Consider the following 15,185-nt stretch of genomic DNA (forward strand, 5'->3'; position numbering starts at 1 on the left):
CTGATGAGGGTCCATATCGTGTTAGAAGCTTATCGTGAACACGTTGCTGAACGTGCTGCTCTGGGCATTCCACCCAAGCCGCTGAACCCCGAACAGACTGCCGCTCTGGTAGATCTGCTGAAAAACCCACCGGCCGGTGAAGAAGCAACTCTGGTTGATCTTCTGGAAAACCGTGTACCACCAGGAGTAGACGAAGCGGCTTACGTTAAAGCGGCATTCCTGACCGCTATTGTTAAAGGTGAAGCGGCCTCTCCGCTGATCGATAGCAAGAAAGCCGTTCAGCTACTGGGTATGATGCAAGGTGGCTACAACATTGAAACCTTGGTTGACCTGCTGGACAACCCTGAACTGGCCGAGCTGGCTGGTGAAGAGCTGAAGCACACTCTGCTGATGTTCGACGCGTTTAACGACGTTAAAGAAAAAATGGACGCTGGCAACGCTGTCGCCAAGTCTGTTATTGAATCCTGGGCCAACGCTGAGTGGTTCACCAATAAAAACAAGGTTCCTGAAAGCACCAAGATGGTTGTTTTCAAGGTTACTGGCGAAACTAACACTGACGACCTGTCTCCGGCTCCGGACGCATGGTCCCGCCCTGACATCCCGCTGCACGCTCGCGCCGCCTATAAAATGGAACGCGATGGCCTGAAGCCGGAAGAGCCAGGCGTAACTGGCCCAATGAGCCAGATCGAAGAAATCAAATCCAAAGGCCTGCCTGTTGCTTTCGTTGGCGACGTTGTAGGTACTGGTTCTTCCCGTAAGTCTGCCACTAACTCTGTTCTGTGGTTCTTCGGTGACGACATCCCAGGCGTGCCAAACAAGCGTGCTGGCGGTGTGTGTATCGGTAACAAGGTTGCCCCGATCTTCTTCAACACTATGGAAGATGCCGGCGCTTTGGTATTCGAAGCACCTGTAGACAACATGAACATGGGCGACGTGATCGAAATCCGTCCGTACGAAGGCAAGATCCTGAACGAAGCCGGTGACGTTATCTCCGAGTTCGAGTTCAAATCTGACGTTATCCTGGACGAAGTTCAGGCTGGCGGCCGTATCCCGCTGATCATCGGTCGTGGCTTGACTGCCAAGGCACGTACTGCTCTGGGCATGGGCGCAACGGATCTGTTCCGTCTGCCGAATGACCCTGAAGCTGGCACCAAGGGCTTCACCCTGGGTCAGAAGATGGTTGGTAAGGCGTGTGGACTGGAAGAAGGCCAAGGCGTTCGTCCAGGCACCTACTGCGAGCCTCACATGACTACTGTGGGCTCTCAGGACACCACTGGTCCTATGACCCGTGACGAACTGAAAGATCTGGCGTGCTTGGGCTTCCAGGCTGACCTGGTTATGCAGTCTTTCTGTCACACCGCGGCTTATCCAAAGCCGGTTGACGTTGAAATGCAGCACACCATGCCGGACTTCATCCGTAACCGTGGCGGTGTTTCCCTGCGTCCGGGCGACGGCATCATCCACTCTTGGTTGAACCGCATGCTTCTGCCAGACACCGTTGGTACTGGTGGTGACTCCCACACCCGTTTCCCGATGGGCATTTCCTTCCCGGCCGGTTCTGGTCTGGTTGCATTTGCTGCGGCGACCGGTGTTATGCCTCTGGACATGCCAGAATCCGTTCTGGTTCGCTTCAAAGGCAAAATGCAGCCAGGCATCACCCTGCGTGACCTAGTACACGCGATCCCGCTGTACGGTATCAAGCAAGGCATGCTGACCGTTGAGAAGAAAGGCAAGATCAACGAATTCTCTGGTCGTATCCTGGAAATCGAAGGTCTGGAGCACCTGACTGTTGAGCAGGCGTTCGAACTGTCAGACGCCTCTGCCGAGCGCTCTGCAGCCGGTTGTACCATCAACCTGTCTGAAGAGTCTGTTGCCGAGTACCTGCGCTCTAACATCACCATGCTGCGCTGGATGATCGCTGAAGGTTACGGCGACCCACGTACTCTGGAGCGTCGTGCTCAGCAAATGGAAGCCTGGTTGGCTGATCCTAAGCTGATGCGTGCTGACAAAGACGCTGAGTACGCTCACGTTGTTGAAATCGATCTTGCTGACATCAAAGAGCCGATCGTTTGCTGCCCGAACGACCCAGACGACGCCAAGTTCCTGTCTGAAGTGGCTGGCGACAAGGTAGACGAAGTATTCATCGGTTCTTGCATGACCAACATCGGTCACTTCCGTGCCGCTGGTAAGTTGCTTGAGCAGCACAAAGGCTCTCTGAACACCCGTCTGTGGATGTCCCCACCGACCAAGATGGACCAGGCTCAGCTGATGGAAGAAGGTTACTTCAACATCTACGGCACTGCCGGTGTTCGCACCGAAATGCCGGGCTGTTCACTGTGTATGGGTAACCAGGCACGTGTGGCTGCAAAGTCCACCGTTCTGTCTACCTCTACCCGTAACTTCCCGAACCGTCTGGGCGATGGTGCCAACGTGTACCTGACCTCTGCGGAACTGGCTTCTGTTGGTGCGATCCTTGGCAAGCTTCCAACTCCTGCGGAGTACATGGAGTACGCTAAAGATCTGGACAGCATGTCAGCTGAGATCTACAAGTATCTCAACTTTGACCAGATGGAGAACTACACCAAGAAGGCGTCTGAAGCGACTGTCGCTTAAGCACTAACCTTTTCGGTTTAGCTCCATGAAAACGCCAGCCTTCGGGCTGGCGTTTTTTTGTGCCTGCTAAATAGTTCCTCGGTGCGTATGTCCCGGCCCCGCCGCGGGGTAGCTTTTCTTTCGGGAAAAATAACTCGCTTTGCTCAGACATCTTTTTCCCTGCAGAAAAGCTACCCCACACCGAAGCCTCACTACTCAAATAGGAACACGAACACGAACACGAACAACGATTAGCTAATTCAGGCACAAAAAAAGGGCTCCCGAAGGAGCCCTTTCATCGTTTAGCACGCTCTACCGATACCCTTTACCGGCTGATGTGCTGGTACTCTCCAGCATCGGACGTAGCCAGACTCACCACAATGATGGCGATGAAGGCAGCGACGAAGCCAGGGATGATCTCGTATACACCTGGACCACCCATGAAGCTGCCGTTCCAGCCCAGTGAAATCCATACCATGACCGTTACAGCACCGATTACCATGCCTGCAATCGCGCCAGCGCCATTAGTACGGGACCACATCAGTGACAGCAGGATCAGAGGACCAAATGCTGCACCAAAGCCTGCCCAAGCGTTACTGACCAGAGCCAGAACCTGTGAGTCAGGGTCCGACGCGATCACCGCGGCAACCAGACCAACAGCCACAACACAGGCACGACCTACGTTCACGCACTCACGATCAGTCGCTTCTTTGCGCAGGAACAAGCGGTAGAAGTCTTCAGTTAGTGAGGAAGAAGACACCAACAACTGACTGGAGATGGTACTCATAACAGCAGCCAACAGCGCTGCGTACAAGAATCCAGTGATCAGCGGATGGAACAGCAAGTCAGAAAGGATGATGAAGATGGTTTCCGGGTCGGCAATCTCCAAGCCGTTACGAACTGCGTAAGCACGACCGAAGACACCCAGAGAAACCGCACCGATCAGGGAAATACCCATCCAACCCATACCAATGTTCCGGGCGGTCGGTACGTCTTTCAGAGAGCGAATCGCCATGAAGCGAACAATGATGTGCGGCTGGCCGAAGTAGCCAAGACCCCAAGTCACTGCTGACAACCAGCCAACGAACGTCAGCCCTTCAGTCCACGACAACAGCGTGGGGTCGACCTCGTTAAGAGTCTGTGCTGCTTGGGCGTAACCGCCGCCCCCTTCACCGAACAGCACAACCGCCGGCATGATGACCAAAGCCAGCATCATGATGCAGCCCTGCACGAAGTCGGTCATGCTCACCGCCAGGAAGCCACCCACAACGGTGTAGGCCAAAACCACACCCAAGGTGATCACGATACCCACTGCATAATCGCTCAGACCACCGAAGTTGAAGATGCCGGCAAAGGCACTTTCGAACAATTTACCACCGGCCACCAAGCCAGACGCGGTGTACACAGCAAAGAACACAACGATAACAATCGCCGACACGGTTCTTAGCGACAAAGCCTGCGTTGGGAATCGGTTGGCAAGGAAGGAAGGAATCGTAATGGCGTTACCATAATGTACCGTTTGCTCTCGTAAGCGAGGCGCGACAAGCACCCAGTTAAAAAATGCACCTACAAACAGACCGATACCGATCCACGCTGACGCCAAACCAGACACGTACAACGCACCCGGCAGCCCCAGCAGCAACCATCCACTCATATCAGACGCACCGGCCGACAGGGCCGCTACTTTCGGGCTAAGAGCTCGCCCGCCCAACATGTAGTCTTCCGACGAAGACGTAGACGTGCGCATTGCATAAATGCCGATGGCAATCATGAGCGCAAAGTAAGCAAAAAGACTGATCCAAACACCAATAGCCATAAGGCTCCTCCGGTTTAATGAGTCGGATTAGATCCGCTCTCTAAGCGCAGCTGTGGCGCTCAGGCCAGCCCACTGCGCTGTTATTCTTGTTTAGCCGAATTCCATCCTCGTTGGAGCGAAGCGCACCTCGCACGGATACTCCTTCAATATAGTTAAACTTCAGCATTTTGCGACTGAAATCAACAACAAGTCGGCAATACGGGACTTCAGGCGACACAAGTTAGTATTACTACCCACTCACGGCTTACGAAATCCTACGATTCTTTTACACAATCCTCCGGTACTACTGATTTTTGCCGGAATTATGCGACATATTCGCCAATTTGGAGTCGAGAGGGCGTTGTTCCTTTGTATTTGCGCAACGCATTGGTGAGAGCGCTCTGGGAGGAGAAGCCTGTTCGGTAACTGATTTCAGAGACCGAAAGCTGGCTACTGGCGAGCAAACTGGCGGCCTGCTCTAGACGGGTTTGTAACAAAAACTGATGAGGGGTAATACCGGCCACTTCCCGGAAAATTTCGTGGAACCGGCTAACGCTTAAACAGGCTTCACCCGCAAGATCCTTGACGGTGATTTTCCGGTGCAGGTTCTCAAGAATAAAACGGCGGGTTGCTTCCGGACTAACACTGTGACGGGCAGGTTTGACCGAAGCCCCATCAATAACCCGATCCGCCATGCTATACAGAATGCTCGCAGCCAAATGACGGTGCAGGGGCTCGTTATCCGGCGCGCGGTCAAATTCACCCGCCGCAAACTGAACCAAGCCCTGCAACCGGTGATCCATCTGAACCGTGCAAGGTTTATCAAACATTCGAGCCAACAACTCGTATTCTCGATGAGCAGAAGATGCAAGCGCCGGGCTCTGAGGATCGAGGTTGATCACCAACACATGGTTTTTCTGATCGCCGCAGTAATCGTGCTCAATCTCTGTAGGCACCAAACACGCTTTCCAAGTATCGAGATACGCCCCTAGTCCATCCACACACAACTCGGCAGCGCCTCGAACCCCGACAACAACTTGGTGGTGCTCGTGATGATGTTGCTGGGCATTCGCGGGGAGTTTTACGATCCTTGCATCAAGCATTGCTCTAACCCACCAACTGAGGCGCTTTGGCCAGGGCGGTAAGCAAAGCCGCCACGCTTTCGGAAACCTGTTCCAGCGGCAACGCGGCATTCACAATATGGTATTGCCCCGGGGCGGCCGTAGCGCGCTCAAGATAGCTTTCGCGAATACGCTGGAAAAAATCGACGTCTTCCTGCTCGAAACGGTCCAGCTCACCGCGTTTTTTGGCCCGCGCCATTCCGGTTTCTACAGGCGCATCCAACAAAATAACGTGGTCAGGGCGCACATCGCCCTGAACCAAGGTTTCAAGCACCGCAATGCGTTCCTTCGAAACACCACGCCCACCACCTTGATACGCGAAGGTAGCATCGGTAAACCGGTCGCACAGCACCCACTTACCGGCATCTAATGCGGGCAGTATATGGGTATGCAGGTGTTGAGCCCGAGCTGCGAACATCAGAAGTAGCTCGGTCATTTCGTGAACAGACTCTTCCCGGGGTGCCAGCAGAAGTTCACGAATGTTTTCGGCCATCGGCGTACCGCCAGGCTCCCGAGTCACAAGACAATCGATACCCAAAGATTCCAGAGTCGCCGCGGCATTTTTCATTTGGGTAGACTTACCCACGCCTTCGGTTCCTTCAAAGGTAATAAAACGGCCTCGAGTTGCCATCAATTGTCTCCGCCGTTGTTGGTCTGAGCGTCCGGAACCGGATAGGACCGGTACCCTTCTTTACGATTCAGCTGGAAAGCTCTGACCGCCTTCTGATGCTCGGCCAGAGTTCTTGAAAATTTGTGACTGCCGTCGCCCCTGGCAACAAAGTACAACGCATCACCATCATCCGGGTGCAAGGCTGCATGAATAGAATCCCGCCCAGGAAGTGCAATCGGCGTGGGCGGTAAACCATCAATTCGATAGGTGTTGTAAGGTGTGTGCGTGCGCAAATCGCGCCTGCGAATTCGCCCGTCATATTTGTCACCCATTCCATAAATGACCGTCGGATCGGTCTGAAGGCGCATCCCCTTCTGAAGGCGGCGGACAAACACCCCGGCTACCTGTTGGCGCTCATAGGGAGCACCCGTTTCGCGCTCTACGATCGACGCCATAATCAGCGCTTCGTAGGATGTCTTGTAGGGCAAGTCTTTAGCGCGCCCCTCCCATTCTTGCTCGAGCACACTCGTCATTCGACTGTAGGCGCGCTTCAGAATATCCAGATCAGTCTCGCTGCTGCTAAACATGTAAGTGTCTGGGAAGAACCAACCTTCAGGATGTTGATCACTCGCCCCTACAGCATCCATAACCTGCTTGTCAGACCACTCGGTTGTTACTTTCTTTAAGTTCTCTGAATTAGCCAAAGCGCCACGAAGATCTGAAAAGGTCCAACCTTCGATGAACTGCACAGCCCACAGCTTGACCTTGCCTTCAACCATGGACTGCACGATATCAACAGGTGTCATACCCGGCGTAATCTCGTAGTCTCCCGCCTTGATGCGTGTGTGCTCTGGGTTCAGTCGACCGTGCAAGCGCAACCACAGCGAGTCCGACACCAATCCCTTACGGGCTAGCTCTTGGGCAAGACCATTGAATGAGGTACCGTGCTCAACACTGAACAGCACAGGCTCTTTAAGCGCCACTGGTTTTTTCAGCGTCTCTAACCCCTGCCAGGCCCACAGAGCTGCAGCCGCTACGGCAATCACGCCCAGAGCAAAAACCGAAACTATTAACTTCCTGAACACACGCATTATTCCGTTATTGGAGTGGAGCCGCAGATTGTCGCAAGCCGGCCCGTCACAGGCAAATCCTGCCCGGCCAAAGTACGTACTGAAACCACACCCAGCACACTGTTGGTTAAATAAACTCCCCGGCAGTTCGATGCAAGCAAATCGTCTGGCAAAATCGGGGCCTCATGAACCACCTCACCGTTCGCACGAAGGCGCTCTAAAGCAACTCTGCGCATGACCCCCATCACTGCCACGGAATCAGGCGGAGGTGTGCGCCAGCCGTCTTCAGTGTCAATGAAGAGATTGGTTCGGGTACCCTCAACGATCTGGCCGGCAGCATTCGCCATCAGCACTTCGAACACACCGTCTTGAAGCTCCGACGCCGCCATCACCTGCTCTATCCGATTCAAGGATTTAATACCAGAAAAAAGAGGATTTACCGTGAGTGGAACACGAGAGAAATCAACCGCCACCCCACTAGCCGGAGCCAATGGCGGCATAGCTGCATGAGAAATCAGAAGGTTTGGCTGCAAGTCAGGCGTTGGACGGTAGCCACGCCCTCCTGACCCCCGGGTGAGCGTCAACTTGAGCACCCAAGAGCTTTCAGGATGGCAACTGGAATAACGCTGTAGTGCTTGATGAAGCGCGCGTTCCAGCTCTACACGAGCGACAGGAATCCGCAAGCGTGCGGCATCTCGGGTCATCCTGTCCAGATGATAGGCTTGCATAGGTGCGCAGCCACCGTCGACCCTAATGGTCTCGAACAGCCCGTCGCCATAGGCCAGCCCCCGATCATCGGGCGGAAAACCACCGTCTTCCGCCCAATATAGCGTTACCACAGCGGGCTCAGCCCTCAAATCGGCTGAAAATCAGCGTACCATTGGTACCGCCAAAGCCGAACGAGTTGGACAAGGCCACTTTAACATCCGCCTTTCGACTGGTGTGTGGCACGAAATCCAGGTCACACCCTTCATCAGGGTTATCCAGATTGATGGTTGGCGGCAAAATACCATCTCGAACAGCCAGAACCGAGAATATCGCCTCCACTGCGCCCGCAGCACCTAACAGATGGCCAGTCATGGATTTCGTACTGCTGACTGCAAGGCTTTCAGCGTGTTTACCAAAAACCGATTTAACCGCCGCTACTTCGGCGATATCACCAGCCTGGGTGGAGGTGCCGTGGGCGTTAATATAGTCCACCTGATCAACGGACAACCCAGCGTCCCGAACCGCATTGGCCATCGACCGAGCCGCACCCTCACCACCCTCGGGAGGCGACGTAATATGGTGAGCATCGTCACTCATACCAAACCCGACAACCTCGCCATAAATAGTAGCGCCACGGGCCTGAGCGTGCTCCAACGCTTCCAGCACGAGCACGCCTGCTCCATCACTCAATACAAATCCGTCACGCTCTTTATCCCAGGGGCGACTGGCTTTTTCAGGTTCGTCATTGCGGGTCGACAAGGCACGTGCAGACGAGAAGGCAGCTACCGCTGAACGAGTGGTAGCCATCTCGGAACCGCCCGCCAACATAACATCCGCATCACCGTAGGCAATGGTTCGCGCTGCGTAACCAATGTTGTGGGTACCGGTGGTACAGGCAGTAACAATCGCAATGTTAGGCCCTTTGTACCCAAAGCGAATGGCGGCATTGCCCGAAATCATGTTGATGACCGATGCAGGCACGAAGAATGGAGACACCTTGCGAGGCCCCGACTTCTCCATCTGAATGATATTCTTCTCTATGTACTCCAAACCGCCAATACCGGAGCCAATAGCAATTCCCACACGTTCACGGTCGAGTTTGTCATACTGCTCCAGACCGCTGTCGTCCACCGCCTGCTGAGCTGCAATCAAGCCATAGTGGATAAAAGCATCAAGTTTGCGTGCTTCCTTGCTGGACAACCAGGGTTCCATATCGAGATTTTTGACGGCACCACCAATGCGCGTGTTGTAATCGGTTGCGTCAAAGCGATCTATAGCTCCAATACCGCTTCGTCCAGCACACACTGAAGCCCATGAAGACGCTACATCGTTCCCCACTGGTGAAAGCATCCCCATGCCCGTGATAACAACCCGTCGTTTACTCATATCCTCATTCACCTGATTGTTCTATAAAAATATCCATCAACGTTACTGATGTTCAGCCAATAAAAAAGCCGTCCTTCAATTTACAAAAAGGACGGCTTTCGCCTGGCAATCTGATCAGCAGAGTATCAGGTGTGCGCGACGATGTAGTCGATCGCGTTCTGAACCGTGCCCAGCTTTTCGGCTTCTTCGTCAGGAATTTCGGTTTCGAATTCCTCTTCAAGGGCCATAACCAGCTCAACAGTGTCCAGTGAGTCAGCGCCAAGATCCTCTACAAAAGAAGATGTGTTCTGAACTTCGGACTCTTTAACGCCCAACTGTTCACAGACGATCTTCTTAACGCGCTCTTCAACTGTACTCATAATGTCCTCACTTTAGTGTCAACCAAGCAACTCGATAATTGCCAGTTTAGTTTAAACCCTACCTGCAGACAAGCAGGGGGATCAGTTAAACATGTTGTACGACAAGGGGTTGCATTACCGCCCTATGATGGGCTTAGCCCATGTACATGCCGCCATTCACATGAATCGTTTCTCCCGTCACGTAAGCAGCACCATCAGATGCCAGGAAAGCCACAACGGAAGCAATTTCCTCCGGCTCGCCCAAACGCCCTGCCGGTATAATTTCCAGCATAGCGTTACGCTGCTTTTCGTCCAGTTTTTTAGTCATATCGGTATCAATAAAGCCCGGCGCAACGCAGTTCGCGGTAATACCCCGGTTTGACATCTCTTTCGCCAAGCTACGAGTGAAACCTTCAACCCCTGCTTTGGCAGCACAGTAGTTGCCTTGCCCTGGATTCCCCATGCTGGCAACCACCGAGCTTACGTTAATCACCCGGCCCCAGCGAGCCTTGGCCATGCCACGCAGCACAGCCTTGCTGGTGCGATAAACGCTGGACAAATTGGTTTCCAGAACCGCTGCCCAGTCGTCGTCCTTCAAACGCATCAATAAGTTATCACGAGTAATACCCGCGTTATTGACCAAAATCAGCGGTGCACCTGATTTCTCAGCGATCTGTTTCAATCCGGCATCGATGCTTTCCGGGTTGGCCACATCCATCACAAGGCCGTAGCCGTTGTAACCGGCGGCTTTCAGCCCTTCCGAGATAGAGTCAGCGCCTTCGGCACTCGTTGCGGTACCAACCACTTCGGCACCCAAACGCGCCAATTCATGAGCAATGGCTTTACCAATGCCCCGGGTCGCCCCGGTAACCAGCGCTACTTTGCCTTCCAACGACATAACCTACTCCGTCTATCAGGATTGACCAAGTGCTTCTATTGCACCCGCCATAGAATCAGGGTCTTCAATACCATGTACCGGCAAGCCGCGCTCAATGCGCTTGACCAACCCGGCCAGAACCTTGCCTGAGCCACATTCAACTGCCACACCAACACCCTCGCTGGTCAGCTTGCGGATCGAATCCGTCCACAGCACAGGAGAATAAAGCTGCTTCAACAAATTAGATTTAAGGGTATCCGCGTCTGTAGCAACACCTGCATGAACATTCTGAACAACCGGGATGACAGCATCGTTAAAACGCACATCGTCCAACGCATCCGCCAACTCTTCGGCTGCACCTTTCATCAAGGCACAATGAGACGGCACACTGACCGGCAGCGGCATCGCCTTCCGGGCGCCCCGGGCCTTACACGCTTCAATAGCTCGCTCTACGGCAGCCAAAGAGCCGGCAATAACCACCTGCCCCGGCGCGTTAAAATTAACAGCCGCAACCACATCGCCTTGCGCAGACTCTTCGCAGGCCGCAATCACTTCGGAGTCTTCCAGTCCAAGTATAGCGGCCATTTTGCCTTCGCCAGCGGGCACAGCCTCTTGCATAAGCTCGCCACGCAGCTGCACCAGCTTAACAGCCTCAACAAAATCAAGACTTTCGGCAGCCACCAAAGCACTGTATTCACCCAAACTGTGGCCCGCCACAAAACTCGGCTGAGGCCCGCCCGACACCAACCACTGGCGCCACAGAGCGACACTAGCCGTTAACAGGACTGGCTGAGTAACCATTGTTTGGTTGAGTTCCTCGGCTGGACCATTCTGACATACGTGCCAAAGGTCATAGCCAAGAACGTTAGAAGCATCACTAAAGGTTTCAGCGATCATCGGCCATGCTTCAGCAGCACCTGATAACATGCCAACCGACTGAGAACCTTGTCCGGGAAAAATAAACGCTGATTTCATAGGAGCGATCTTATCGTTATTGGGGATTGGTGGAGATTAGCCAATAGTACAAGCTAGGCCAATTATCCGCGATAAAGTAAGTTAATGTGGGCCGACTTTAGTCTCAAGCGACTTAAAACAACAAATCATCAAGCCGATCATTAATCCTGCGGGGAACTTCGTGAGTCACTTCGCACACCGCTTGCCGTATGGCTGCAAGCATCGCTCGCTCATTGGCATTACCATGACTTTTGATAACCACGCCTTGAAGCCCCAAAAGGCTGGCGCCGTTATGCCGGGAGGGATCCATCAGCTGCAATAAACGCCCCATAACCGGCCGTGCCAATAAACCTACGATGCGACCATACATAGAGCGGGTAAAAGCCTGCTCCAGCAACTCGATCAGCAACCCGGCAACACCCTCACCCGTCTTGAGCGCGATATTGCCAACGAACCCGTCACAGACTACAACATCAGCGACGTTCCGAAACAGGTCGCTACCCTCGACATACCCTATATAGTTCAAAGTCTCGGACTGGGCGAGCATGTGAGACGCAAGGCGAACCTGTTCATTACCCTTTATCTCTTCTTCGCCCACGTTCAACAGGGCAACACGAGGCTCCGCGAGCTCAGAGACAGCAGACGCCATCAAAGAACCCATCAAAGCATATTGATAAAGGTTTTCGGCACTGGAATCGACATTGGCACCGAGATCCAGAACCAGACAACGGCCACGAAGAGAGGGAATAAGTTTGGCGATAGCAGGCCGCTCGATCCCTGGATACATACGGATCAAAGACCGCCCGAAAGCCATCAGCGCACCGGTGTTCCCGGCACTCACACAGCCTTGAGCTTCACCATCGCGAACCAGACCAAGAGCGATGGCCATGGAGGAATTTCGCTTATGACGCAAAGCATGAGAGGGCCGCTCATTCATGCGCACCACATCTGCCGCTTCAACAATACGGATTCTGGGATGCCCACCATGCAACAAGGCCTCGAGCTCGCTCCGGATACCTACCAGAACAAGACTCAAGGCCTCATTTTCACGCACTGCTTCCAGCGCTGCATGGACGACTACCTCGGCACCACGATCACCGCTCATGGCATCGACGGCAATGGTGATTGAATTACTCACCGCTCGTCCATACGACACAGGTCAGAAGATGTCGCGACGAGTATTACTCGTCGCGCGCTTCAACAACCTGCTTGCCGCGGTAGAAACCATCCGGAGATACGTGGTGGCGACGATGAACTTCACCAGTTGTTGCATCAGTGGACAGCGCGGAAGTTGGCAGCGCGTCGTGTGAACGGCGCATGCCGCGCTTGGAACGGGTCTTGCGACTCTTCTGTACAGCCATGGTTAAACTCCTGACCTATTTATGAAAACGTTAATGCTTAGTCGTCTTGAAACCCGCCAGCACGCTGAACGGATTATCATCTCTTTTCTTTGCCTCAGGCTCGACAGGGGCGTTTGACGGCTCCAGTGCCTCAAGGTCTTCTTTCGCCGGGCATTCGTCCCTTTCATGAAGCGGGAACGGCGGCAACACCAGAAGAAGCTCGTCTTCTACCATTGCCCACAAGTCCGCCGTGAAGTCCTCAAAAAGGAACGGCTCCAACGTTTTGGGTAACCGTTGAGCCTGCTCATCACTGCTGACCAGACCCAAATCAAAGCTGGACGTCAGCGTAACCTGCATGTCATTCATACAACGCTGACACACCAGAGTGACCGGAGCAGATAACTCACCCGATACAACTCTTCGGCGCTCACTATCCTGATAAAAGGACAGTTTCGCACTGCATTCGCTGCCTTGCTGCGAGCCACCTACCGCTTCTCCAAAACGAGCAAGACCCTCGAGCGGTATTACCCCCTCAAGTGTCGCTTTTTGTTCCGCCAACCGTATGGGATCAACAGATTTTGGAAGTTTGGCGTTCGGCGCTTTAGTCATAGGCGCGCAATTTTAGGGAGGAGACCGCCTGCTGTCAAAGACTTAATCGCTTTTATGGCATGCCTTCCCGTTTAAGTAGGGGTATTCTACGATAATCCAACCGAATCTCTCAACAAACCCCTGATATTAGGTCGCCATGAAACGAACCATTCTGCTTGCATCTTCATCGCGTTACCGCAAACAACTGCTGGAACGTCTCGACCTACCCTTTAACTGCGCCAGCCCGGATATTGACGAAAACCCCCTACCGGGAGAGACCGCCGAAGCTCTTGCCGTGCGCCTCGCCACGCAAAAAGCAGAAGCTCTGGCTGAACAGAACCCGAACACCTTGATTATCGGCTCAGACCAAGTGGCCGCCTTACCCGATGGCAGTCTACTCAACAAACCCGGATCGCATGAACAAGCGGCCATTCAGCTGACCCGAAGCAGCGGTCAGAGCGTTCAGTTTCTCACCGGTCTGGCCGTACTGGACACCCAAACCGGTACACTAAAAACACACTGCGAGCCGTTTACCGTGCACTTCCGTAACCTTTCGAAAGGCGAGATAACCGGCTACCTGAACAAAGAGCAGCCGTACGACTGTGCCGGCAGCTTCAAAATGGAAGGCTTGGGCATCACGCTTTTCAGCAGCCTAGAGGGAAGAGACCCAAACAGCCTTATCGGCCTACCGCTGATCGCCCTCTGCGACATGCTACGAGAGCTCGGCGCAAACCCTCTACTCAACCACTAAGCAACCATCAAACAGCCAATTAGCGCAGCTCAAGCCGGGATTCCAGCAAATGCGCAGCCACGCCTTCGCCAAATGAAACGCCCAGCTGATCGACAAATTGCTGGAACGGCGAAGGCCCCCGGCTGTAATCCACCAATTCCTCGGCACCCACGAGTTCACGGGCCACCCAGGAACTGCTACCCAAACCATCAATCAAGCCCAGCTCCAGGGCCTGCTCACCACTCCAGACCAGGCCACTGAATAACTTTTCGTCATCGACCAAGCGATCACCACGACCTTCTTTGACCGCTGAAATAAACTGTTTGTGCGTGCTCTCCAGAACGCTCTGCCAGAACTCCACATCTTCGTCACGCTCCGGTGTAAACGGATCAAGAAACGCCTTATTCTCACCAGCCGTGTACAAACGGCGCTCCACACCCAACTTCTCCATCAGCGTGTTGAACCCGAAGCCACCCGCAACAACACCGATAGACCCCACCAGACTGGCGCGATTGGCGTAAATTTCATCAGCAGCGGCTGCAATGTAGTAGGCGCCAGATGCGCCAATGTCCGAAATAACGGCATACACCTTCTTCTCGGGATACTCCTGGCGCAGACGCTTAATTTCGTCGTATACATAACCGGACTGCACAGGGCTGCCGCCTGGACTGTTCACCCTTAGAATGACCGCTTTGGAGGTTTCCGCCTCAAACGCTGCACGCAACGAGCCCACCAGATTATCGGCACTCGCAAGCTCATCGGCGGCTATCGGGCCACTCAGTTCAACCAGTGCGGTATGCTGCCCAGCAGCCACACCCATACCTTCGCCAATGGGCGACCGAATCACCACAATCAGCGCAAATAAATAGACAAACGTCAGTAGCTTGAAAAAGATACCCCAACGGCGGCTCCGCTTTTGCTCCGCCTGAAGCGACATCACCAGCTTTTCTATCAACTTCCAATCACGGTTTGACTCAGGCGGCATTGCTGGTTTTTTCGCACCAAAAATACCACGCTTGCCCGATTCCGAATCACTCATCAGCTATCCCTTAACTTGCAAACTCTTACCAAAAACA

Annotated in this window: 15 protein-coding genes; 2 read left to right on the forward strand and 13 right to left on the reverse strand. The window is 53.7% G+C overall.

The features are described from left to right. The first annotated feature begins 18 nt into the window (after positions 1–18). Entirely contained in the window at positions 19–2,613 is a 2,595-nt protein-coding gene (locus ACNQ6O_RS08740; RefSeq protein ID WP_418053366.1) for a bifunctional aconitate hydratase 2/2-methylisocitrate dehydratase, read from the forward strand. Positions 2,614–2,917: 304 nt separating this feature from the next. Here the strand turns inward: ACNQ6O_RS08740 and putP are convergent, their stop codons facing one another. From putP to ACNQ6O_RS08800, 12 genes are all read right to left on the reverse strand, one after another. Next, complete coding sequence (gene putP, locus ACNQ6O_RS08745) at positions 2,918–4,408, reverse strand: sodium/proline symporter PutP (protein ID WP_418052846.1); 1,491 nt, start codon at positions 4,406–4,408, stop codon at positions 2,918–2,920. A 302-nt stretch (positions 4,409–4,710) separates the two neighbouring features. Further along, positions 4,711–5,490 (reverse strand): AraC family transcriptional regulator, encoded by a 780-nt coding sequence (locus tag ACNQ6O_RS08750; RefSeq protein ID WP_418052847.1) that lies wholly within the window; start codon positions 5,488–5,490, stop codon positions 4,711–4,713. Between the two features lie 4 nt (positions 5,491–5,494). Continuing rightward, positions 5,495–6,139, reverse strand: a complete 645-nt coding sequence (tmk, locus tag ACNQ6O_RS08755; RefSeq protein WP_418052848.1) for a dTMP kinase — start codon at positions 6,137–6,139, stop codon at positions 5,495–5,497. Next, positions 6,139–7,209, reverse strand: a complete 1,071-nt coding sequence (gene mltG, locus ACNQ6O_RS08760) for an endolytic transglycosylase MltG (RefSeq protein WP_418052849.1) — start codon at positions 7,207–7,209, stop codon at positions 6,139–6,141. The genes tmk and mltG overlap by 1 nt, the downstream gene beginning before the upstream one ends. Beyond that, entirely contained in the window at positions 7,209–8,027 is an 819-nt protein-coding gene (locus ACNQ6O_RS08765) for an aminotransferase class IV (protein ID WP_418052850.1), read from the reverse strand. Before ACNQ6O_RS08765 ends, mltG begins: the two co-directional genes overlap by 1 nt. Positions 8,028–8,034: 7 nt before the next feature. Further along, on the reverse strand, positions 8,035–9,282 hold the full coding sequence (fabF, locus tag ACNQ6O_RS08770) for a beta-ketoacyl-ACP synthase II (protein ID WP_418052851.1): 1,248 nt from the start codon (positions 9,280–9,282) through the stop codon (positions 8,035–8,037). 125 nt (positions 9,283–9,407) lie between these two features. Beyond that, positions 9,408–9,641, reverse strand: a complete 234-nt coding sequence (gene acpP / locus ACNQ6O_RS08775) for an acyl carrier protein (RefSeq protein ID WP_114333443.1) — start codon at positions 9,639–9,641, stop codon at positions 9,408–9,410. 133 nt (positions 9,642–9,774) lie between these two features. Continuing rightward, a complete protein-coding gene (gene fabG, locus ACNQ6O_RS08780) occupies positions 9,775–10,518 on the reverse strand; it encodes a 3-oxoacyl-ACP reductase FabG (protein ID WP_418052852.1) in 744 nt (247 codons plus the stop codon). 15 nt (positions 10,519–10,533) lie between these two features. Beyond that, positions 10,534–11,472: an ACP S-malonyltransferase gene (gene fabD, locus ACNQ6O_RS08785; RefSeq protein WP_418052853.1), complete on the reverse strand. Its 939-nt coding sequence runs from the start codon at positions 11,470–11,472 to the stop codon at positions 10,534–10,536. A gap of 112 nt (positions 11,473–11,584) precedes the next feature. Then, the gene (gene plsX / locus ACNQ6O_RS08790) at positions 11,585–12,589 is read right to left on the reverse strand and encodes a phosphate acyltransferase PlsX (protein ID WP_418052854.1); all 1,005 of its coding nucleotides are present in this window, start codon (positions 12,587–12,589) and stop codon (positions 11,585–11,587) included. Positions 12,590–12,632: 43 nt separating this feature from the next. Next, a complete protein-coding gene (gene rpmF / locus ACNQ6O_RS08795) occupies positions 12,633–12,812 on the reverse strand; it encodes a 50S ribosomal protein L32 (RefSeq protein WP_114333439.1) in 180 nt (59 codons plus the stop codon). Between the two features lie 30 nt (positions 12,813–12,842). Then, positions 12,843–13,400, reverse strand: coding sequence for a YceD family protein (locus ACNQ6O_RS08800; protein WP_418052855.1), 558 nt, complete (start codon positions 13,398–13,400; stop codon positions 12,843–12,845). Between the two features lie 136 nt (positions 13,401–13,536). Between ACNQ6O_RS08800 and ACNQ6O_RS08805 the strand changes: the two genes are divergently transcribed. Then, the gene (locus ACNQ6O_RS08805; RefSeq protein WP_418052856.1) at positions 13,537–14,130 is read left to right on the forward strand and encodes a Maf family protein; all 594 of its coding nucleotides are present in this window, start codon (positions 13,537–13,539) and stop codon (positions 14,128–14,130) included. Between the two features lie 19 nt (positions 14,131–14,149). On the opposite strand, the gene ACNQ6O_RS08810 is transcribed toward ACNQ6O_RS08805, so the two are convergent. Next, positions 14,150–15,148 (reverse strand): S49 family peptidase, encoded by a 999-nt coding sequence (locus tag ACNQ6O_RS08810; RefSeq protein WP_418052857.1) that lies wholly within the window; start codon positions 15,146–15,148, stop codon positions 14,150–14,152. Positions 15,149–15,185 lie beyond the last annotated feature (37 nt).

This window comes from Marinobacter sp. SBS5 (assembly GCF_048285575.1).
GTDB lineage: Bacteria > Pseudomonadota > Gammaproteobacteria > Pseudomonadales > Oleiphilaceae > Marinobacter.

Bases quoted from the DNA above. Each gene is read 5' to 3' on its own strand.
- ACNQ6O_RS08800 (WP_418052855.1), bottom strand. From the start codon at position 13,400: ATGACTAAAGCGCCGAACGCCAAACTTCCAAAATCTGTTGATCCCATA.
- mltG (WP_418052849.1), bottom strand. From the start codon at position 7,209: ATGCGTGTGTTCAGGAAGTTAATAGTTTCGGTTTTTGCTCTGGGCGTG.
- ACNQ6O_RS08810 (WP_418052857.1), bottom strand. From the start codon at position 15,148: ATGAGTGATTCGGAATCGGGCAAGCGTGGTATTTTTGGTGCGAAAAAA.
- ACNQ6O_RS08750 (WP_418052847.1), bottom strand. From the start codon at position 5,490: ATGCTTGATGCAAGGATCGTAAAACTCCCCGCGAATGCCCAGCAACAT.
- ACNQ6O_RS08805 (WP_418052856.1), top strand. From the start codon at position 13,537: ATGAAACGAACCATTCTGCTTGCATCTTCATCGCGTTACCGCAAACAA.
- fabD (WP_418052853.1), bottom strand. From the start codon at position 11,472: ATGAAATCAGCGTTTATTTTTCCCGGACAAGGTTCTCAGTCGGTTGGC.
- fabF (WP_418052851.1), bottom strand. From the start codon at position 9,282: ATGAGTAAACGACGGGTTGTTATCACGGGCATGGGGATGCTTTCACCA.
- acpP (WP_114333443.1), bottom strand. From the start codon at position 9,641: ATGAGTACAGTTGAAGAGCGCGTTAAGAAGATCGTCTGTGAACAGTTG.
- tmk (WP_418052848.1), bottom strand. From the start codon at position 6,139: ATGGCAACTCGAGGCCGTTTTATTACCTTTGAAGGAACCGAAGGCGTG.
- rpmF (WP_114333439.1), bottom strand. From the start codon at position 12,812: ATGGCTGTACAGAAGAGTCGCAAGACCCGTTCCAAGCGCGGCATGCGC.
- putP (WP_418052846.1), bottom strand. From the start codon at position 4,408: ATGGCTATTGGTGTTTGGATCAGTCTTTTTGCTTACTTTGCGCTCATG.
- fabG (WP_418052852.1), bottom strand. From the start codon at position 10,518: ATGTCGTTGGAAGGCAAAGTAGCGCTGGTTACCGGGGCGACCCGGGGC.